The following is a 17,128-nucleotide window of genomic DNA, read 5'->3' as shown; positions in this document are numbered from 1 at the left end:
TGGCGGCGCTGCAGTAGTGACGGCGTCGTCTCTTACTCCTCATCCTGAGCTTGTGAATCTGTTCACCCCGTCATTGCGAGGAGCGATAGCGACGAAGCAATCCATGTTACCGCGTATGCCGTGCTATGGATTGCTTCGCTTCGCTCGCAATGACGAGCATAGATCCGTCACCCCTGAGGAGCGCGGAACGCGCATCCCGAACCATGAGGCTACCAGCGGGGCCTCATGGTTCGGGGCGCTGCGGAGCCTGTCATCGGGACGCGCTTCGCGCGCACCCGTTGGCAGCTCCTCACCATGAGGTCTTAGCTTCCGGATGAGCCCTCACTGCTTCGCAGGCTTCCTTTCGATCGGGTGGATGTCGATCGCGCGCAGGCGGCCGAGGCGCAGCACGTCCATCGACAGGGTCCGGCCGATCCGGCTGTGATCGAGCGCGCGGATCAGATCGTCGACGCCGTTGATCTCGATGCCGTCAAGCCTGATCACCACATCGCCCGGCAACAGGCTTGCCCGCGCGGCCGGACTGTTCGGCTCGATCTGCATGAGCAGCGCGCCCATCTTGTTCTCGACCCCGGCGAGCACCGCATGCCGCCGCGGCACCGGCGCGGTCTGGCCGGCGACGCCGATATAGGCGCGGCGGACATAACCGTGGCGGATGATCTCCGACAGCACGAACTGCGCGGTGTTGCTGGCGACCGCAAAGCAGATGCCCTGCGCGCCGTTGATGATCGCGGTGTTGATGCCGATCACCTCCGCCTTCGACGACACCAGCGGCCCGCCGGAGTTGCCGGGATTGAGCGCCGCATCGGTCTGGATCACGTCCTCGATAGTCCGTCCGCTGACCGAACGGATCGAGCGGCCGAGCGCCGACACCACGCCGGCGGTAACGGTCGATTCAAAGCCGAGCGGATTGCCGATCGCGACCACGAGCTGGCCGCGCCGCAAGGTCTTGGAATTGCCGAGCGAGGCATAGGGCAGATCGCGCGCGCCGTCAGCCCGCAGCAATGCGAGATCGGTGTCGGGATCGACGCCGAGCACATGGGCGTCGGTGACGAAGCCTTCGGTGTCGCGCAGACGGATCTCCTTCGACGATCCGACCACGTGGCTGTTGGTCAGCACGAGCCCATCGGGTGAGATCACGATGCCCGAGCCGAGCCCGCTCCGCTCGCGGGCATTGCGTACCTTCGGTCCGGTTTCGACACGGACGACCGCCGGTCCGACGCGTTCGGTCACGTCGATCAGGGCATTGGAATAGGCATCCAGCAAAACCCGGTCATTGTCCCGGGTAGCGTCAGCCGTTCGCGATGACGGCCTGTCATCGGCGATATCTGAAGTATAATCCAACATGGCGAGAGTCCTTTGGTCTCCTCAGATGGTGACCGGTTCCCGCCGCCGCAAGTGGTTACATCTAGCGCAGGCCAGCCCTGCTAGGTCGCCCGCCGCAGCGTGCCGCCGCGCGCCCTGACCGGATCTAGCAGCGACCAGTCGCCTTCGGGCAAAACATGCCCCGTCGGGAACGGCGCGCGGAGCTCGAGGCCGAGCGAGCGCAGCACGCGATCGTCGCGGTAGTAGCACTGCAGCACCACGCGGACGAGCGTCGCGGCCGCGGCGCCGCCGCTGGCCCGAAACTCCTTCGCCACGGTGTCGCGCCTGGCATCGTCGAGCTCGGCGAGCGGCCTCCCGCCGAGCAACGCCAAATGGTCCAGCGCCTGCGCGACCAGCGCGGTGTCGCGCCCGAGCGTCTTGAGCATGTCCGCCTGGATCGCCGGATCGTCAGCACCCGGCACCTTGTACTCGTCGCTGGCGGGAATGATCATCGCGGCGATGGTGCGAAGATCGGCGCGCTGGGCTGCGGTCAGTTCATTGCTATCGGACATGGCGGTCTCAGTCGAACAGGTTGGCGAGGCGCTGCTTCATCTGGTCGGCGATGTAGAGCGCGAGGGCCTGGATGGTGGAGGTCGGGTTGACGCCGCCCGAGGTCACGAAAATGCTGCCGTCGACGATGAAGAGGTTCTTCACGTCGTGCGAGCGGCCCCATTCGTTGACGACAGAGCGTGACGGATCGGTGCCCATCCGCGCGGTGCCGAGCAAATGCCAGCCGCCCCACGGGATCGGATCGTTGATGCAGATGTCGGTGGCGCCGGCAACCTCAAGAATCTCCCGGCCGCGCGCCAGTGCGTGGTCCATCATCTTCCGGCTGTTCGCGCTGATCGTGTAGTCGATCTTCGGCGCCGGGATGCCATGGCTGTCCTTCAATACGGGATCGAGCGTGACGCGGTTGTGCTCTTCCGGCAGGTCCTCGCAGATCGCCGAGACCGCGAGACGATGGCCGTTGAGCTTGCGGAAGACGCGGTGGTGGTCCGCGCCCCACGGCAGGATCCCCTTCTGCTCGCTCGCGACGGCCTCGAACACCGGCCCGGCGCCGCGGCCGAACTGGATGCCGTAGCCGCGGACGAAGCCGCGCGACAGATCGGTGTCGTAGAACTCCTTGCTCCACAGGCAGGTCGGCGGCGCGCGGTTGCTATCGGTCGGCTCCTTCACGAAGCCGTAGATCTGCGCGTAAGGGTGGAACATCAGGTTCTTGCCGACCAGGCCGGACGAGTTGGCCAGGCCGTTCGGAAACTTGCTCGACGCCGAGTTGAGCAGCAGCCGCGGCGTGCCGACGCCGTTGCAGGCGATGATCACCACCTCGGCCGGCTGAAACTGCTCGACGCCATCCTTGTCGTAATACACGACGCCGGAGGCCATGCCGTGCTCATTGGTCAGGATCTCGCGCACCCGGCAATGCGTCTTGAGCTCGACGCCGGCGCGCATCGCATGCGGCCAATAGGTGATGTCGGTCGACGCCTTGGCACCCTGCGCGCAGGCCGGCGTGCAATGGCCGAGATTGATGCATCGCGCCCTGCCCTCGTAATCCATCGTCGCCACCGTGGTATCCGACGGCCACCAGTGCCAGCCGAGCTTGTTCATCGCCTTGCCGATCAGCGGACCGGAGAGCCCGAGCGGCTGCGGCGGCATTGGCGGATGGCTCAGGGGCGAAAGTGGATCGCCTGACAGGCCCGACGTGCCCATCATGCGATCGTTCTCCTCGAAGAACGGGGTCAGCGCGTCGTAATCGATCGGCCAGTCGTCGGCGACGCCGTCGAGCGTCTTCACCTTGAAATCGGAGGGATGCAGCCGCGGCCAGTGCGCGGTGTACATCACGGTCGAACCGCCGACGCCGTTGAAATTGACGACCTTGATCGGGGAATTGTCGTCGTTGATCGGATAGTCCTCGGGCCGGCCGCGGATATTCGGGCTGGTCGACCAGTCGCCGTAGAATTTCGCCTCCCAGTCCCGGCCCGTGCTCGGATATTCCGCCGGGTTCATCCAGCCGCCCTGATCGAGACAGAGGATATGCATCTTGGTGTCGGCGAGGCTCCAGGCCACCGCGGCACCGGAGGCGCCGGCGCCGATGATCAGGACGTCAACGGGATCGTTCATTCGGATTCCTTGTTCTTGATTGTCCCGTCATTCCGGGATGGTCCGAAGGACCAGACCACAGATGCGCACAGCACATCATAGCTCGATGCTTGGCATCGCCCCGGAATGACGTGCATAAAATCGCAGCGACGATAGAGGAAATCCCAAGGTCGAGTAAAGGCACCGGGCGTGCTGTCCGCCGCACGGAATGCCGCGCTCGAACAGCGCACCCGGCAAATCGCGATGGCTGCCCCGCTCTGCGCGGTTTGTCGGCCGCGGCAAGACCGGCTAGCCTTGCCGGCAATCAACGCATCAGGGAGCAACGACAGGTGGCCGCACCGCGCCAGGACCAACCCCCGTCGCAGACGGCTGCGCTCGACTACGACGTCATCATCATCGGCGCCGGCCTCTCCGGCATGTACCAGCTCTACCGGCTGCGCGAGATGGGCCTGCGCGTCCGCGTGTTCGAGACCGGCACCGGGGTCGGCGGCACCTGGTACTGGAACCGCTATCCGGGCGCGCGCTTCGATTCCGAGAGCTATTCCTACGGCTACTCCTTCTCCAAGGAGCTGTTGCAGGAATGGGAATGGTCGGAGCATTTCGCCGGCCAGCCGGAGACGCTGCGCTATTGCAACTACGTCGCCGACAAGTTCGATCTGCGCCGCGACATCCAGTTCGAGAGCCGCGTCACGGCGGCGATCTACCGGGATGACACGCGAGGCTGGCAGATCACGCTCGAGAGCGGCGCGCGCCATAGCTGCCGTTTCCTGATCACCGCGATCGGGCCGCTGTCGACGCCGACGCTGCCGCGCATCGAGGGCCGCGACAGTTTCAAGGGCCAATCCTTCCACACCGCGCGCTGGCCGAAGCAGAAGGTGGATTTCACCGGCAAGCGCGTCGCTGTCATCGGCACCGGCGCGACCGGCATCCAGACCATCCAGACCATCGCCGCCGAGGTCGGGCACCTCACCGTGTTCCAGCGCACCGCCAATTGGGCGGCGCCGCTGCACAACGGCAAGATCGATGCCGAGACGCAAGCGAAGATCAAGGCCGGCTACCCGGAAATCTTCGCGCGCTGCAAGGAGACCTTTGCCTGCTTCGTCCATACGCCCGATCCGCGCGGCGCGTTTCGAGGTCACCGACGAGGAGCGCGAGGCGTTCTATGAGAAGCTCTATGGCGAGCGCGGCTTCGGAATCTGGCAAGGCAATTTCAAGGACATCCTGATCGACCGCAAGGCGAATGCGACGATCAGCGATTTCGTGGCGCGGAAGATCCGCCAGCGCGTCAAGAACCAGGCGGTGGCGGAGAAGCTGATCCCGAAAAACCACGGCTTCGGGACGCGGCGGCTGCCACTCGAGACCTTCTATTACGAAGTCTACAACCGCGACAATGTCGAGCTCGTTGACCTCTCGGAGACGCCGATCGAGCGCATCACGCCCGTGGGCATCCGGACCAGCGAGAGGGACTACGCCTTCGACATCATCATCTATGCAACAGGCTTCGACGCCATCACCGGCAGCTTCGACAAGATCGATATCCGCGGCGCCGGCGGTGCGCTCTTGAAGGAGAAGTGGAGGCACGGGCCGGAGACCTATCTCGGGCTGATGATCGACGGCTTCCCCAATCTTATGATGCTGATGGGCCCGCACACCGCGCTCGGCAACATCCCGCGCAGCATCGAATACAGCGTCGACTGGGTCACCGGCCTGATCCGCTTCGCGGTCGAGAAGGGCCTGACCTTCCTCGACGCCACGGCCGAGGGCACCGCCGACTGGACCGATCATGTGAAGGCGCTGGGTGTCGGCCTGCTCTCCAACGAGGTCGATTCCTGGATGACCGGGATCAACCGCAACGTCGAGGGCAAGCAAACCCGCATCGTGGCCCGCTACAGCGGCAGCGCCCCGGCGTACCGCGCAAGGTGCGACGAGGTCGCGGCGAAGGGATATGTTGAGTTGAGGTTGGCCTGACTCTTTCGGTGAAGGGCAGCGACGACCTCATCCTCAACTGTCGTCCCGGCGAAAGCCGGGACCCATAACCACAGGGTTGCGTCGTTGAAGTGAGCTGTGGCTCCAGCACTGGACGGACAACCAGCATTGGTGATTATGGGTCCCGGGTCGCGCTACGCTTGCCCGGGACGACACCGATTTTATTGCAGCGCGTAGCGCGTAGGATGGGTATCGCTTCGCTCGACCATACGCGTCCGGCTCCCCTACCACGCATCGATACACGGGCGCTTGCGGTGGGTGCGCGGCTCCGGCTTCGGCACCGAGCGGAGGCCGGCCATGATCCAGTGCCTGGTATCGGCGGGGTCGATCACCTCGTCGATCTCGAGCACGGAAGCGATCGAGACCGCCTTGCCGTTGGCGTAGAGCTCGGCGACCTTGGTCTGGAAATACTTTTCGCGTTCGACGGGATCCTCGATCGCTTCCATCTCCTTGCGGAAGCCGAGGCGGACATAGCCTTCCAGCCCCATGCCGCCGAACTCGCCGGTCGGCCAGGCCACCGTGAAGAACGAGGCGTGGAAGCCGCCGCTGATCATCGATTGCGCCCCTAAACCGTACCCCTTGCGCAGCACGATGCCGAACAGCGGCACCGTGATGCTCGCGCCGGTGACGAATATCCGCGCGACGTGACGAACGATCGCGGTCTTCTCGGCCTCCGGGCCGACCATGAAGCCCGGCGTGTCGCACAGCGAGACGATCGGAACGTCGAAGGCGTCGCAGAGTTGCATGAAGCGCGCGGCCTTGTCGCCGGCTGGCGCGTCGATCGCGCCGCCAAGATGCTTGGGATTGTTGGCGATCAGGCCGAACGGCTTGCCTTCGATGCGGATGAAGGCCGTGATCATGCCGATGCCGAAATCGCGCCGGATCTCCAGCACCGAGCCCTCGTCGGCGATCAGATCGATCACGTTGCGGATGTCGTAGACCCGCAAGCGATTCTCCGGGATCGCGCGGCGCAGCAGCCGCTGATCCGGCGCCTTCCAGTCCTTCACCGCGCCCTGGAAATAGGACAGATATTTCTGCGCCGTGGTCGTCGCCTCGGCCTCATCCTCGACCAGGATGTCGATGACGCCGTTCGGCGACTGGAACGTAACCGGGCCGACCTCGGCCGGATGATAGACGCCGAGCCCGCCGCCCTCGATCATCGCGGGACCACCCATGCCGATCGAGGCGTTCCTGGTGGCGATGATGACGTCGCAAACGCCGAGCATCGCGGCGTTGCCGGCGAAGCAATAGCCCGACACGATGCCGACCACCGGCACGAGACCGGAGAGCCTTGCGAACTGCACGAAGGACGGGCCGTCGAGGCCGGTCATGCCGAGCCGGTCGGTATCGCCGGGACGGCCGCCGCCGCCTTCGGCATAGAACACCAGCGGAAGCCGCCACTGCTCGGTGAGCGTGAGCATGCGGTCGATCTTCTTGTGGTTCATGTGGCCCTGCGTGCCCGCCAGCACGGTGTAGTCATAGGCGATCACCATGCAGCGCGCGCCTTCGGGGCCGAAATCCTTGGCATTGACGGTGGCCACGCCGGCGATCAGGCCGTCGGCCGGCGTGTTCTTGATGAGGTCCTCGACCTTGCGGCGGCGGCGTTGTGCCGCGATCGCGAGCGATCCGTATTCGACGAAGGAGCCCTCGTCGACCAGATGCGCGACGTTCTCGCGCGCGGTGCGCTGGTTGGTCTTGCGGCGGCGCTCGACCGAGGCCGGGCGGTTCTCGTCCAGCGTGATCGCCTTGCGCGCGATCAGCTCGGCGAGATCAGGGCGGATGTGGTCGAGATCGATCGCCGCCTCTTCTTCCGTCTGGTGGCCGTCGACCTCGGCGGGTTCGAGGAACAGGATCGGCTCGCCATGCATCAGCGTGACGCCGGGACCGCCCGCGAGCTTCATCACCCGGCCGCCATGCGGCGCGGTGACGAGATGCTCCATCTTCATCGATTCCAGCACCGCGATCTGCTGGCCCGGACGGACAAGATCGCCTTCCGCGACATCGATCGCAACGATCGTGCCTTGCAAGGGTGCCGGCACGGGAAGCGACCCTTCCGGCGCGGCTTCGGTCGCGGCGGATTTGGCCGCCGCTGTCTGGTTCACCTCGACCAACGGCTCGGCAAGATCATTCGCCGCATCGACGAGCGCGGCGACATGGGTGTCGATGAAGTTCGTGCTGATCTTGTTCCGGACAAAACTCTGGTGCGTTAGCACGGCGCCGAGGAACGGGATGTTGGTGGCAACACCGCCGATCCGGAATTCGCGCAAGGCGCGGGCCGCCTTGTGCACGACATCAGGCCACTTTGGGCTCGGCGAATGCACGATGACCTTTGCGAGCAACGAGTCGAAGGCCGCGCTGGTCTTGTAGCCGGAATAGCCGAACGTATCGACGCGGACGCCGGGGCCGGACGGCAGGTCGAACACGGCAAGCGTGCCGCCGGTCGGCTTGGTCAACCCCCTCTCGTCCATCACCTCCATGTTGACGCGGAGCTGCATGGCGTAGCCGCGCGGCAGCGGGACCGCGGCCTGCGCGAGTCCGAGCGAGGCCAGCGTGGCGCCGGCCGCCACCGCGAGCTGCGAGCGCACGAGATCGATGCCGAGCACCTCCTCGGTGACCGTGTGCTCGACCTGCAGCCGCGGATTGGCCTCGATGAAGGCAAAGGCGCCCTCGCCTTCTCCGGCGTCGTCATCCACCAGGAATTCGAAGGTGCCGAGATTGTCGTAGCGCGCGGCGGAGGCGAGCTGCTTTGCCGCCTCGATGATGCGCGAGCGAAGGACCTCGCTCAGCGAGGGGCTCGGCGCCACCTCGATGAGCTTCTGGTTACGGCGCTGGATGGTGCATTCGCGCTCCCAGAGATGGCTGATCGTGCCATGGTGGTCGCCAATGATCTGCACCTCGATGTGGCGGGCTTTCCGGATCAGCCGCTCGACATAGACGTCGCCGCTGCCGAACGCCGCCTTGGCCTCCGACCGGCAGCGCGCATAGGCCTCATCGAGCTTCGCCGCGTCGTCGACCACGCGCATGCCGCGGCCGCCGCCGCCGGCGATCGCCTTGATCATGACCGCGGCGCCAGCGCCGAGCGAGGCGAAGAACGCCCTGGCCTCGTCGAGGGATGTTTCGCCCGAGGTGCCGGCAATGATCGGCACGCCGCATTTTTTCGCCAGCGCCTTGGCCTGGGCCTTGTCGCCGAACAGCTCAAGCGCCTCCGGCGACGGACCGACGAAGGTGATCTTCTCCTCCGCGCAGCGCCGCGCGAGCTGGACGTTCTCGCTGAGGAAGCCATAGCCGGGATGGAGCGCATCGCAGCCGGCCGCCTTGGCGGCCGCGATCACCGCCTCGATGTCGAGATAGGCCCGCGCGCCGCGGCCGGGAATCTCGCGGGCTTCGTCGGCGGAGCGGACATGCAGCGAGGCCGCATCGTCGGCTGGATAGATCGCGACGGTGGCAAGGCCGCTCTCACTCGCAGCACGGGCAATGCGGATCGCGATTTCACCGCGGTTGGCAATCAGCAATTTCTTGAAGGACATGACTATTCCACCAGAGGTCAACGATCCTTCATGGTCGGATCGAGCACGACACGCAAGGACTCCCCGAGCGCATTGAAGGCCAGGGAGACGACGAGAATGGCAAGGCCCGGCGCGTACATCTGCTCCGGCGCAATTTCCATATACTGATAGGCGCGTGCCAGCATGGCGCCCCAGCTCGGGTCCGGCGGCTGGATGCCGAGGCCGAGGAAGGAGAGGCTCGCCTCCGCCAGCAGCGCGGCGGCGAGCAAGAGCGTCACCTGCACGATCACCGGCTGCAGCGTGTTCGGCAGCACATGGCGCCAGAGCACATGCCAGGTCGGCGCGCCGAAGCCTCTCGCGGCGTCGACATAGAGCTCCTGCCGCACGATCAGCGTGCGGGCGCGGACGATGCGGGCCAGCGCCGGGAACATGGTGATGCCGACCGCGATCATGCCGTTGGTGAGGCCGATGCCGAGCGCGCCTGTGACCGCGATCGCGAGCACGATCGCCGGGAACGACAGGAAGGTATCGATGATGCGGCTGACGATGTCGTCGATCCAGCTGCCGAAATAGCCGGCGACGAGGCCGACCGGCAGCCCGATCGCAACCGCGACGCCGACCGCGAGCAGGCTGGCGTAGACGGTGGCCGGCGCGCCGTAGATCAGGCGGCTGAGAACATCGCGGCCGAGATCGTCGGTGCCGAGCCAATGCGCCGGGCCCGGCGGCGCCAGCATGTTGTTGACGTCCTGCGCGGTTGGCGCATAGGGCGCGAGCCACGGCGCGCCGATCGCGACGATAACGAGCACCAGCAGCACCAGGATCGACAGCGCGGCGCGGACATCGCCGGCGAGCCAGCGCAGGACGCGGCGCAGCCGGGTCGGCTTTGCGGGCGGCTTGAACTCGGCGAGCGCGAGGTCGGTCATTGCTCGATCCTCGGATCGATGGCGGCGCAGAGCAGATCGGTGATCAGGTTCACCGCGATCACGACGACCACCATGGTGAAGACGACGCCCTGCACGATCGGGAAATCGCGCTGGATCGCGCCGCGGACGATCAGGCTGCCGAGCCCGGGAATCGCGAACACGGCCTCGATCACGACAGTTGCCGCCAGCATGCGGTTGACCAAGAGGCTGATGATCGTGAGCAGGTTGACGCTGACATTCTTCAAGCCGTGCTGCCAGAGGATGCGGGACATCGACAGGCCCTTGGCGTGCAGCGTGCGGACATATTGCGACGACAGCACCTCCAGCAGCGCGCCGCGCAGCTGGCGCGCGACTTCGGCCATGCCATAGGCCGCGATCGCGATCCCCGGCAGCAACGCGTACCTGATCGCCTCGATCGGCGAGGCGCTGAAGGATTTTGCGCCGGTCGCCGGCAGCCAGTTCAGCTTCAGCGAGAACTCCGCCACCAGGATCATGGCGAGCCAGAATCCGGGAATCGCGACGCCGAGTGAGGCGATCAGGCTGACCAGCTTGTCGATCCAGCCGTTCGGCTTGATAGCCGCGATCACACCCATCGGGATGCCGGTGAGGAGCGCCAGCACCATGGCGATCACGACGATCAGCAGCGTGTTCGGAAAAGCGCGCCCGATCGAGGTCGCGACCTTCTCGCCGGTCAGCAATGATTGCGAGAGGTCGCCCTGCGCGACCTTGCCGAGCCAGGCGCCATATTGCACCAGGAACGGACGGTCGAGGCCGTAGATGCCCCTGATCTCGGCAATGCGCGCGTCGGTCGCATTGTCGCCCGCCAAGGTCACGGCGACGTCGCCGGGCACCAGCTTCAACAGCGCAAATACCATGAAGGTCGCGAGCAGGATCACGGGCAGCGCCTGCACCAGGCGGCTGCCGATGACCTTGACCGGTGACCGTCGCGCCATTGTTCTCAGCTCTCCAGCCAGACGTCGTCGTATTTCGGCTTGCCCAGAAGGTTGGGCTTGTAGCCCTGCACCTTCTTGTTCATGGCGACAAGCTCGAACTGAAACGCCAGCGGCACCACGAAGGCGTGCTCCATCACCAGGCGCTGCACGGTAGCGAAAGCCTTGCGCCTGACATCGATGGCCTCCGACGCCCGCGACTCCTTGATCGCGGCATCGAGTTCCGGTGGCACCGGCGCGCGGCCGCCATTGTAGTAAGCATCCTTGGTGAACATCAGCGAATAGGTCAGGCTCGGATCGGGCCGCCCGGTCCACGCCGCGAGCAGGCCGGAGCCCTTCTTCTCCGGGCCGAAGAACGCAGCCGAGGCTTCCGCGATCGGCGCGTTGACGAAGCGCACGTTCATGCCGGCCTTGCGGAGCTGCTCGATCAGGATTTCCTCGCGCTGGACCGAATCCTGGTCGGAATAGCCGCCGATCTCGATCTGGGTGCCCTCCTTGAATCCGGCCTCCGCGAGCAGCTTGCGCGCCTTGGCAGGATCGTAGGGATAGAGCTTCGCGACCTCGGCGTCATAGGCCCAATGCGACTTCGGCAGGTTCATGTAGGCCGGCTCGGCGAGACCGGCGAGCGCGGCCTTGACGAAGGATTGGCGATCGATGGCGAAATTGAGCGCCTGACGGACCTTGACGTTGTCGAACGGCGGCTTGGCCCAGTTCAGGAAGATCTGGAACACGTAGAGCGTCGGGCCGTGCACGACCTTGACGCTCGAGGCGCGCTCGATGATCGCCTTCTGCCGCGGCGGCAATTGGTAGATCAAATCGTTCTGGCCCACCGTGACCGAGCGCGCGCCGGTGGTGAGCTCAGGGATGATCGAGAACTCGATCCCGTCAGGATAGGGCCGGTTCGGCTTCCAGTATTTCTCGTTGCGCTTGACCACGATCTTCTCGCCGTCGGCCCAGCTCACGAACGCATAGGCCCCGGCGCCGACCGGCTTGCGCGTGACGACCCCGCCTTCGGCCGCCTTCAGCGCCGTCGGCGATACCATCATGCCGGCGCGATCGGACAGGATGCCGGGCAGCGCAGTATCCGGTGCGTTCAGCTTCAGCGTCACCTGCTGCGGTCCGGTCACCTCGACCGAGGCCACCGACAGCAGGTCGGCCTTGATGTTGGACTTCGGATCGCTCTTGTTGCGGTCGAGATTGAACTTCACAGCCTCCGCATCGAGCGGCGTGCCATCATGGAAGGTGACGCCGGAACGGATATTGAGCACGAGCGTGGTCGGATCGGTGAACTTCCAGCTCTCGGCCAATCCCGGGCTCGGCTTCAGCGTCTCGAACTCCCATTCAACCAGCGTATCGTACATCGTGAACAGGAAGGCGTGATCGGAGCCGGCGCCGCCGGTGGCGGGATCGAGGCTCGACGGATTCGCCGGCGCGGAGATGCGCAAGGTGCCGCCCTTCTTCGCCGCGCCTTGCGCGAAGGCAGGACCGCCGAAACTTGCGCTCGCGAGCGCGCTAGAGATCAGCGCAATGGCCTCGCGTCGTGTTGTCATTGTCATGGCAGATCCTCCGGTGGTCTAGTTCGGCGAAAAATTCGGGCGGTCGGCGAGATGGCACGCCACCCAATGATCGGGCTTCAGCTCGCGCCACTCCGGCGCCCGTTCAGCGCAGAGCGGCTGGGCGTGCGGGCAGCGGGTGCGGAAGCGGCAGCCGGTCGGCGGATCGATCGGGCTCGGGACCTCGCCCTGCAGCACGATCCGCGTCTCCTGCCGCAGCGACGACGGCAACGGCCGCGGCTCGGCCGAGAGCAGCGCCTGCGTATACGGATGCAGCGGCCGCTCGGACACCTGCTCGGTCGGGCCAAGCTCGACGAACTGGCCGAGATACATCACCGCGACACGTTCGCTGATATGCGAGACCACGGCGAGATCGTGGGTGATGAAGACGTAGGTCAGGCCGAGGTCGCGCTGCAGGTCGGCGAACAGATTGAGCACGTCGCCGCGGATCGACATGTCGAGTGCCGCCACCACCTCGTCGCAGACGATCAGTTTCGGCTTGAGCGTCAGCGCGCGGGCGATCACCACGCGCTGCTTCTGGCCGCCGGAGAGCTGGTGCGGATAGCGCTCGCCGATCTCGGCCGGCAGACCGACACGCTCCAGCGCCTCCCGCGCCTGCCGCTCGCGCGCCGCGCGGGTGCCGACGCGGGCAAGCTCCAGCGGCTCCAGCACCGAGGCCAGGATTGTCATCCGCGGGTTCAACGCGGCATTGGGATCCTGGAAGATGATCTGGTAGTCGCGGCGGTGGCTCTGGAATTGCTTGCGCGACAAAGCGAGCGGATCGATGCCGCCATGCAGGATGGCGCCGGCGCTGGGCTTTAAAAGGAACACCAGCGCGCGGCCGATCGTGGTCTTTCCTGATCCGGACTCGCCGATGATGCCGAAGGTCTCGCCGCGGCGGACGTCGAAATTGACGCCGTTGACCGCCTTCACGGTGGCGCGGCGGTCGGTGGTCTGGAAGCGCACCTGGAGGTCGCGCACCGAGACGATGGCGTCGCGGCTGGGCTCGGCCGAGGCTGCGGTCATTGCGTCGCGACCCTGGCTGCGACTGATGTCTCGGGCGGATGCAGCGCGCCGGGCAGATTGAGCTCGGCGAAGCGCCAGCAGCGTACCTTGCGGCCGCCGCCGGCATCCTGCAGCCTCTGCTCGGCCTCGCAGCCCTTGGTCGCATGCGCGCAGCGGGCGCGGAAGCGGCAGCCGTTCGGCATCTCCGCAATCGACGGCACGCGGCCCGGGATCGACGGCAGCCGGCCGTGGCGCGGACTCAAATGCGGCAGCGAACGCAACAAGCCCGACGTGTAGGGATGCAGCGACCGCACCAGCGCCTCGTCGACGGACGCGTCCTCGATCACCTCGCCGGCATACATCGTGATCATCCGCGTGCAGGTCTCGGCGACGACGCCGAGATCGTGGGTGATCAGCATCAGCGCGGTGCGTGAGGTCTCGCTGATGTCGCGCAAGAGTGCGAGGATCTGCGCCTGCACGGTGACATCGAGCGCGGTGGTCGGCTCGTCCGCGATCAGAAGCTGCGGCCCGCAGATCAGCGCAGCCGCGATCATCACGCGCTGGCGCATGCCGCCTGAGAGCTGGTGCGGATAATCGTCGATGCGCCGTTCGGGCGAGGCGATGCCGACCCGGCGGAGCATCTCCAGCGTTTTGGCGCGCGCCTCCTCGTATCCGATATTGGTGTAGACGCGCAGCGTCTCCGCGATCTGATGACCGACGGTGAAGACCGGGTCGAGCGCGCTCATCGGCTCCTGGAAGATCATCGCGATGCGCTTGCCTCTGATGTCGCGCATCTGCCGCGCGCTGCAGCTGGCGAGATCGATGCCGTCGAAGATGATCCTGCCGTCGAGGCCGGCGAAATTGCCCGGCAGCAGCCGCAGGATCGACAGCCCGGTGATGGTCTTGCCGCAACCGCTCTCGCCGACGATGCCGACCCGCTCGCCCGGCGCAATGTCGAAGTCGATCCGGCGCGTCGCCTGCCAGATGCCCTGCGACGTCTTGAAACGGATGCCAAGCCCGCGCACGGACATCAGCGGCCGCGCACGATCGCGCGCACCCTCCGCCTTGCGCTCTGCCGGCTGGCCTGCCTGCATCAACCCGCCGCCCGCTTCTTCTCTTTCACCAGTTGCTCCTCCATCAGCATCTCGGTGCCGATGATGCCCTCCCGCGCAAGCTCTTCAAGCTCGGCATCGGTGAGGCCGAGCATGCCCCCGAGGATCTCGCGGTTATGCTCGCCGAGCGTCGGCGGCACCGAGCGGATCGCAAAGGGTTCGGCGCCCTCGCGGAACGGCATCGACGGCTGCGGATGCTTGCCGACAAAGGCGCGGTCGACCTCCTGGATGAAGCCGCGAGCATGGAGCTGCGGGTCCTTCAGGAGATCGATCGGCAGTCGCGCGACGCCTGAGGCGACACCAGCCGCCTGCAGCGCGGCCATCGCCGCATCCGGATCGCGCATCGAGGTCCAGGCCGTGATCGCAGCCTCGATCTCGCCTTCGATGGCGCGGCGGCCTGCGGCCGTCTTGAACCTTGCATCGGCCGCCCAGTCCTCGCGGCCGAGCAGCCGCGCGAGCCTGGGCCACATCGCGTCGTCGGACACCGCGACCACGATCCAGTTATCCTCACCGGCGCAACGGAAGCAGCCATGCGGCACGAAATCCGGATGGCGATTGCCGTATTTGACCGGCGGCGTGCCGTCGATCGAATGCGCAACAATCCAAGGCGCCGCGAACGGCATCATGCATTCGATCTGGGCGAGATCGATGAACTGCCCCTGCCCGGTCAGCCTGGCATGGATCAGCGCGGTCAATACCGCGGCGCAGCCGTTGAGACCGCCGACGGCATCGCCGAACGCGGTGTGGCTCATCACCGGCGGCCCGCCGGCATCGCCGACCACGCTCGGCAGCCCCGAGCCCTGCTCCAGCGTCGAGCCATAGGCGCGGCAATCCCGATAAACACTGCCGGCGCCGAACGCCGACATCGACATCATCACGAGCTTTGGATTCATCTTGCTCAGCACGTCGTAGCCGAGACCGAGCTTCGGCAGCACCTCGACCGAATAATTGTCGACCACGAGGTCGGCATCGGCGAGCAGGCGTTTGGCCAGCGCCAGCCCCTTCGACCGGGTCAGATCGAGCGTGATGCCGCGCTTGTTGCGGTTCATGATGCAGTAGCGCACCGACTTCTCGTACATCTGCTCCAGCACGTAAGCCGGGCGGCGATCGACGCCGCGCCACCAGTCCGGATACTGGATCGCCTCGATCTTGATGACGTCAGCGCCGAGATCGGCGAGCGTGCGGGTGCAGATCGGGCCGGCCCAGCCCATCGAGAAATCGACGACGCGGATGCCTTCGAGCGGCAGGCGATTGGCCGCAACTGGCTTTGGTGCCGCTGCGCGCGGTGCCGTCTCGCGTTTTACCTGCTGCTCGCCGATGCTGGGAACCCGGCCACCGCGAAGCGGCGGCGTGCCCATCAGCCGCTGCATCGTGCCGGCGCTGAAGCCGGCCTCATCGCCGACAGTGATCGGCACGATGGCGCCGCGAGCGCGCTTCTCCTCATCGGCGATGAGATCCGAGATCTCAGGCACCGGCACGATCGGGATCTTGCGCTTGAGGCCCTCGGCGAACCATTCCTGCGCGGTCCGCTGTTTGAGCCTCGGCAATATTTTGCCCTCGATGTCGGCGACATGTTGCAGCCGGTCGACGCCGAGGAACAGCGTCGGATCGTCACGCAGGTCGGTGAGATCGAGCATCTCGCAGAAGCTGCGCCACTGCGCCGGTGTCACCGTGGTGACGCCGAGCCAGCCTTGCTTGGTCTCGTAGATGCCGACCGGAAAGGTGGGCCAGAAGCGGTTGACGCCGATCCGCCGCATGATGTCGCCGCGCGAGAACGCCTCGAACATGATGTATTCGGTGACGGCGATGCTGGCCTCGAACAGGCTCAGATGGCTAGAGCGGCCGCGCCCGTCCTGCATGCGCCCAATCACCGACGAGCTGGCGGCGATGAAACCCCAGAGCCCGCCGAGGATACCGGTCTGGAAATCCGGCGCGTGCATCGGCGGTCCTGCTTCCGGGCCGACCAGCTTCACCAGGCCGGACAGCGCGCGGATCGTGGCGTCGGTCGCGGCGAACTTGGCATACGGACCGCGATCGCCGAACCAGGAGAGGTCGAGATGGATCAGGCCGGGATTGTTCCGCTTGATCGCGTCGAGATCGATATCGGGACAATCCGCCGCATCAAGGCCGCGCCCATCGAGCAAGATGTCGCAAGCTCCGATCAGCTCGTTCAACAGCGACGCAGCATGCGCATCGCTCCTGTCGAGCACGACGCTGGATTTGTTGAAGTTCAGAAACGCGAACCACGCGCTCTGCCCGCTCCGCGTCAGCGGCGCGGTGCGGCGAAGTGGATCGCCCTGCGGCGGTTCGACCTTCTGCACGTCGGCCCCGAAGTCGGCGAACAGCCGCGCGCAATAGCTTGTCGCAGCCGCGCTTCCAATCTCGACAATCCGCAGATGCGACAACGCGCCCATCACGCTTCCCCGCGAGCAAAATGACCAGCCGATGACAGCGGCTGATTCAGTTTCTTGTTGTCTGAACTTGAAGCCGCGCCAGCGCGATGATGCAAGCGGAATTTTTTCTTCCGCTCGACGGAATTCATCAATGGCGACGGCACTTAGCGGCACGCGCAGCGTCATGCGACCGTCGCTCGACAATTCCTCGGCTGTGCGCGAGGCAAATCTGCGTTGGCGG

Annotated in this window: 12 protein-coding genes; 2 read left to right on the top strand and 10 right to left on the bottom strand. The window is 65.9% G+C overall.

Annotated elements, in window-relative coordinates; all coding sequences use genetic code 11:
* Positions 1-321 precede the first annotated feature (321 nt).
* From MTX19_RS11775 to MTX19_RS11765, 3 genes are all read right to left on the bottom strand, one after another.
* On the bottom strand, positions 322-1,344 hold the full coding sequence (locus MTX19_RS11775; protein ID WP_280983734.1) for a trypsin-like peptidase domain-containing protein: 1,023 nt from the start codon (positions 1,342-1,344) through the stop codon (positions 322-324).
* Positions 1,345-1,424: 80 nt separating this feature from the next.
* A complete protein-coding gene (locus MTX19_RS11770; protein ID WP_280983733.1) occupies positions 1,425-1,874 on the bottom strand; it encodes a hypothetical protein in 450 nt (149 codons plus the stop codon).
* A 7-nt stretch (positions 1,875-1,881) separates the two neighbouring features.
* A complete protein-coding gene (locus tag MTX19_RS11765) occupies positions 1,882-3,480 on the bottom strand; it encodes a GMC family oxidoreductase (RefSeq protein WP_280983732.1) in 1,599 nt (532 codons plus the stop codon).
* 308 nt (positions 3,481-3,788) lie between these two features.
* Here MTX19_RS11765 and MTX19_RS11760 point away from each other — a divergent pair, with 308 nt between their 5' ends.
* The gene (locus tag MTX19_RS11760) at positions 3,789-4,625 is read left to right on the top strand and encodes an NAD(P)/FAD-dependent oxidoreductase (protein WP_280983731.1); all 837 of its coding nucleotides are present in this window, start codon (positions 3,789-3,791) and stop codon (positions 4,623-4,625) included.
* A complete protein-coding gene (locus MTX19_RS11755) occupies positions 4,549-5,427 on the top strand; it encodes a hypothetical protein (protein WP_280983730.1) in 879 nt (292 codons plus the stop codon). The genes MTX19_RS11760 and MTX19_RS11755 overlap by 77 nt, the downstream gene beginning before the upstream one ends.
* A gap of 242 nt (positions 5,428-5,669) precedes the next feature.
* Here MTX19_RS11755 and MTX19_RS11750 read toward each other — a convergent pair whose 3' ends face one another.
* From MTX19_RS11750 to MTX19_RS11720, 7 genes are read right to left on the bottom strand one after another with little or no spacing between them, the layout of a single operon-like run.
* Positions 5,670-8,972 carry a carboxyl transferase domain-containing protein gene (locus MTX19_RS11750; RefSeq protein WP_280985974.1) on the bottom strand — a complete coding sequence of 1,101 codons (3,303 nt, stop codon included), beginning with the start codon at positions 8,970-8,972 and terminating at the stop codon, positions 5,670-5,672.
* A gap of 17 nt (positions 8,973-8,989) precedes the next feature.
* Entirely contained in the window at positions 8,990-9,874 is an 885-nt protein-coding gene (locus MTX19_RS11745; RefSeq protein ID WP_280983729.1) for an ABC transporter permease, read from the bottom strand.
* Positions 9,871-10,827 carry an ABC transporter permease gene (locus MTX19_RS11740; RefSeq protein WP_280983728.1) on the bottom strand — a complete coding sequence of 319 codons (957 nt, stop codon included), beginning with the start codon at positions 10,825-10,827 and terminating at the stop codon, positions 9,871-9,873. The genes MTX19_RS11745 and MTX19_RS11740 overlap by 4 nt, the downstream gene beginning before the upstream one ends.
* Before the next feature lie 5 nt (positions 10,828-10,832).
* Positions 10,833-12,380, bottom strand: a complete 1,548-nt coding sequence (locus MTX19_RS11735; protein ID WP_280983727.1) for an ABC transporter substrate-binding protein — start codon at positions 12,378-12,380, stop codon at positions 10,833-10,835.
* Positions 12,381-12,398: 18 nt separating this feature from the next.
* The gene (locus tag MTX19_RS11730) at positions 12,399-13,403 is read right to left on the bottom strand and encodes an ABC transporter ATP-binding protein (RefSeq protein WP_280983726.1); all 1,005 of its coding nucleotides are present in this window, start codon (positions 13,401-13,403) and stop codon (positions 12,399-12,401) included.
* On the bottom strand, positions 13,400-14,476 hold the full coding sequence (locus MTX19_RS11725; protein WP_280983725.1) for an ABC transporter ATP-binding protein: 1,077 nt from the start codon (positions 14,474-14,476) through the stop codon (positions 13,400-13,402). The genes MTX19_RS11730 and MTX19_RS11725 overlap by 4 nt, the downstream gene beginning before the upstream one ends.
* Positions 14,476-16,908: a CoA transferase gene (locus tag MTX19_RS11720; RefSeq protein WP_280983724.1), complete on the bottom strand. Its 2,433-nt coding sequence runs from the start codon at positions 16,906-16,908 to the stop codon at positions 14,476-14,478. Before MTX19_RS11720 ends, MTX19_RS11725 begins: the two co-directional genes overlap by 1 nt.
* Positions 16,909-17,128: the final 220 nt, after the last annotated feature.

The sequence above is a fragment of the Bradyrhizobium sp. ISRA464 genome (assembly GCF_029910095.1).
In the GTDB taxonomy this organism is placed as follows: Bacteria; Pseudomonadota; Alphaproteobacteria; order Rhizobiales; family Xanthobacteraceae; genus Bradyrhizobium.
This window is presented reverse-complemented; position numbering and strand designations above follow the sequence as displayed.

Bases quoted from the DNA above. Each gene is read 5' to 3' on its own strand.
- MTX19_RS11775 (WP_280983734.1), bottom strand. From the start codon at position 1,344: ATGTTGGATTATACTTCAGATATCGCCGATGACAGGCCGTCATCGCGA.
- MTX19_RS11770 (WP_280983733.1), bottom strand. From the start codon at position 1,874: ATGTCCGATAGCAATGAACTGACCGCAGCCCAGCGCGCCGATCTTCGC.
- MTX19_RS11765 (WP_280983732.1), bottom strand. From the start codon at position 3,480: ATGAACGATCCCGTTGACGTCCTGATCATCGGCGCCGGCGCCTCCGGT.
- MTX19_RS11750 (WP_280985974.1), bottom strand. From the start codon at position 8,972: ATGTCCTTCAAGAAATTGCTGATTGCCAACCGCGGTGAAATCGCGATC.
- MTX19_RS11745 (WP_280983729.1), bottom strand. From the start codon at position 9,874: ATGACCGACCTCGCGCTCGCCGAGTTCAAGCCGCCCGCAAAGCCGACC.
- MTX19_RS11740 (WP_280983728.1), bottom strand. From the start codon at position 10,827: ATGGCGCGACGGTCACCGGTCAAGGTCATCGGCAGCCGCCTGGTGCAG.
- MTX19_RS11735 (WP_280983727.1), bottom strand. From the start codon at position 12,380: ATGACAATGACAACACGACGCGAGGCCATTGCGCTGATCTCTAGCGCG.
- MTX19_RS11730 (WP_280983726.1), bottom strand. From the start codon at position 13,403: ATGACCGCAGCCTCGGCCGAGCCCAGCCGCGACGCCATCGTCTCGGTG.
- MTX19_RS11725 (WP_280983725.1), bottom strand. From the start codon at position 14,476: ATGCAGGCAGGCCAGCCGGCAGAGCGCAAGGCGGAGGGTGCGCGCGAT.
- MTX19_RS11720 (WP_280983724.1), bottom strand. From the start codon at position 16,908: ATGGGCGCGTTGTCGCATCTGCGGATTGTCGAGATTGGAAGCGCGGCT.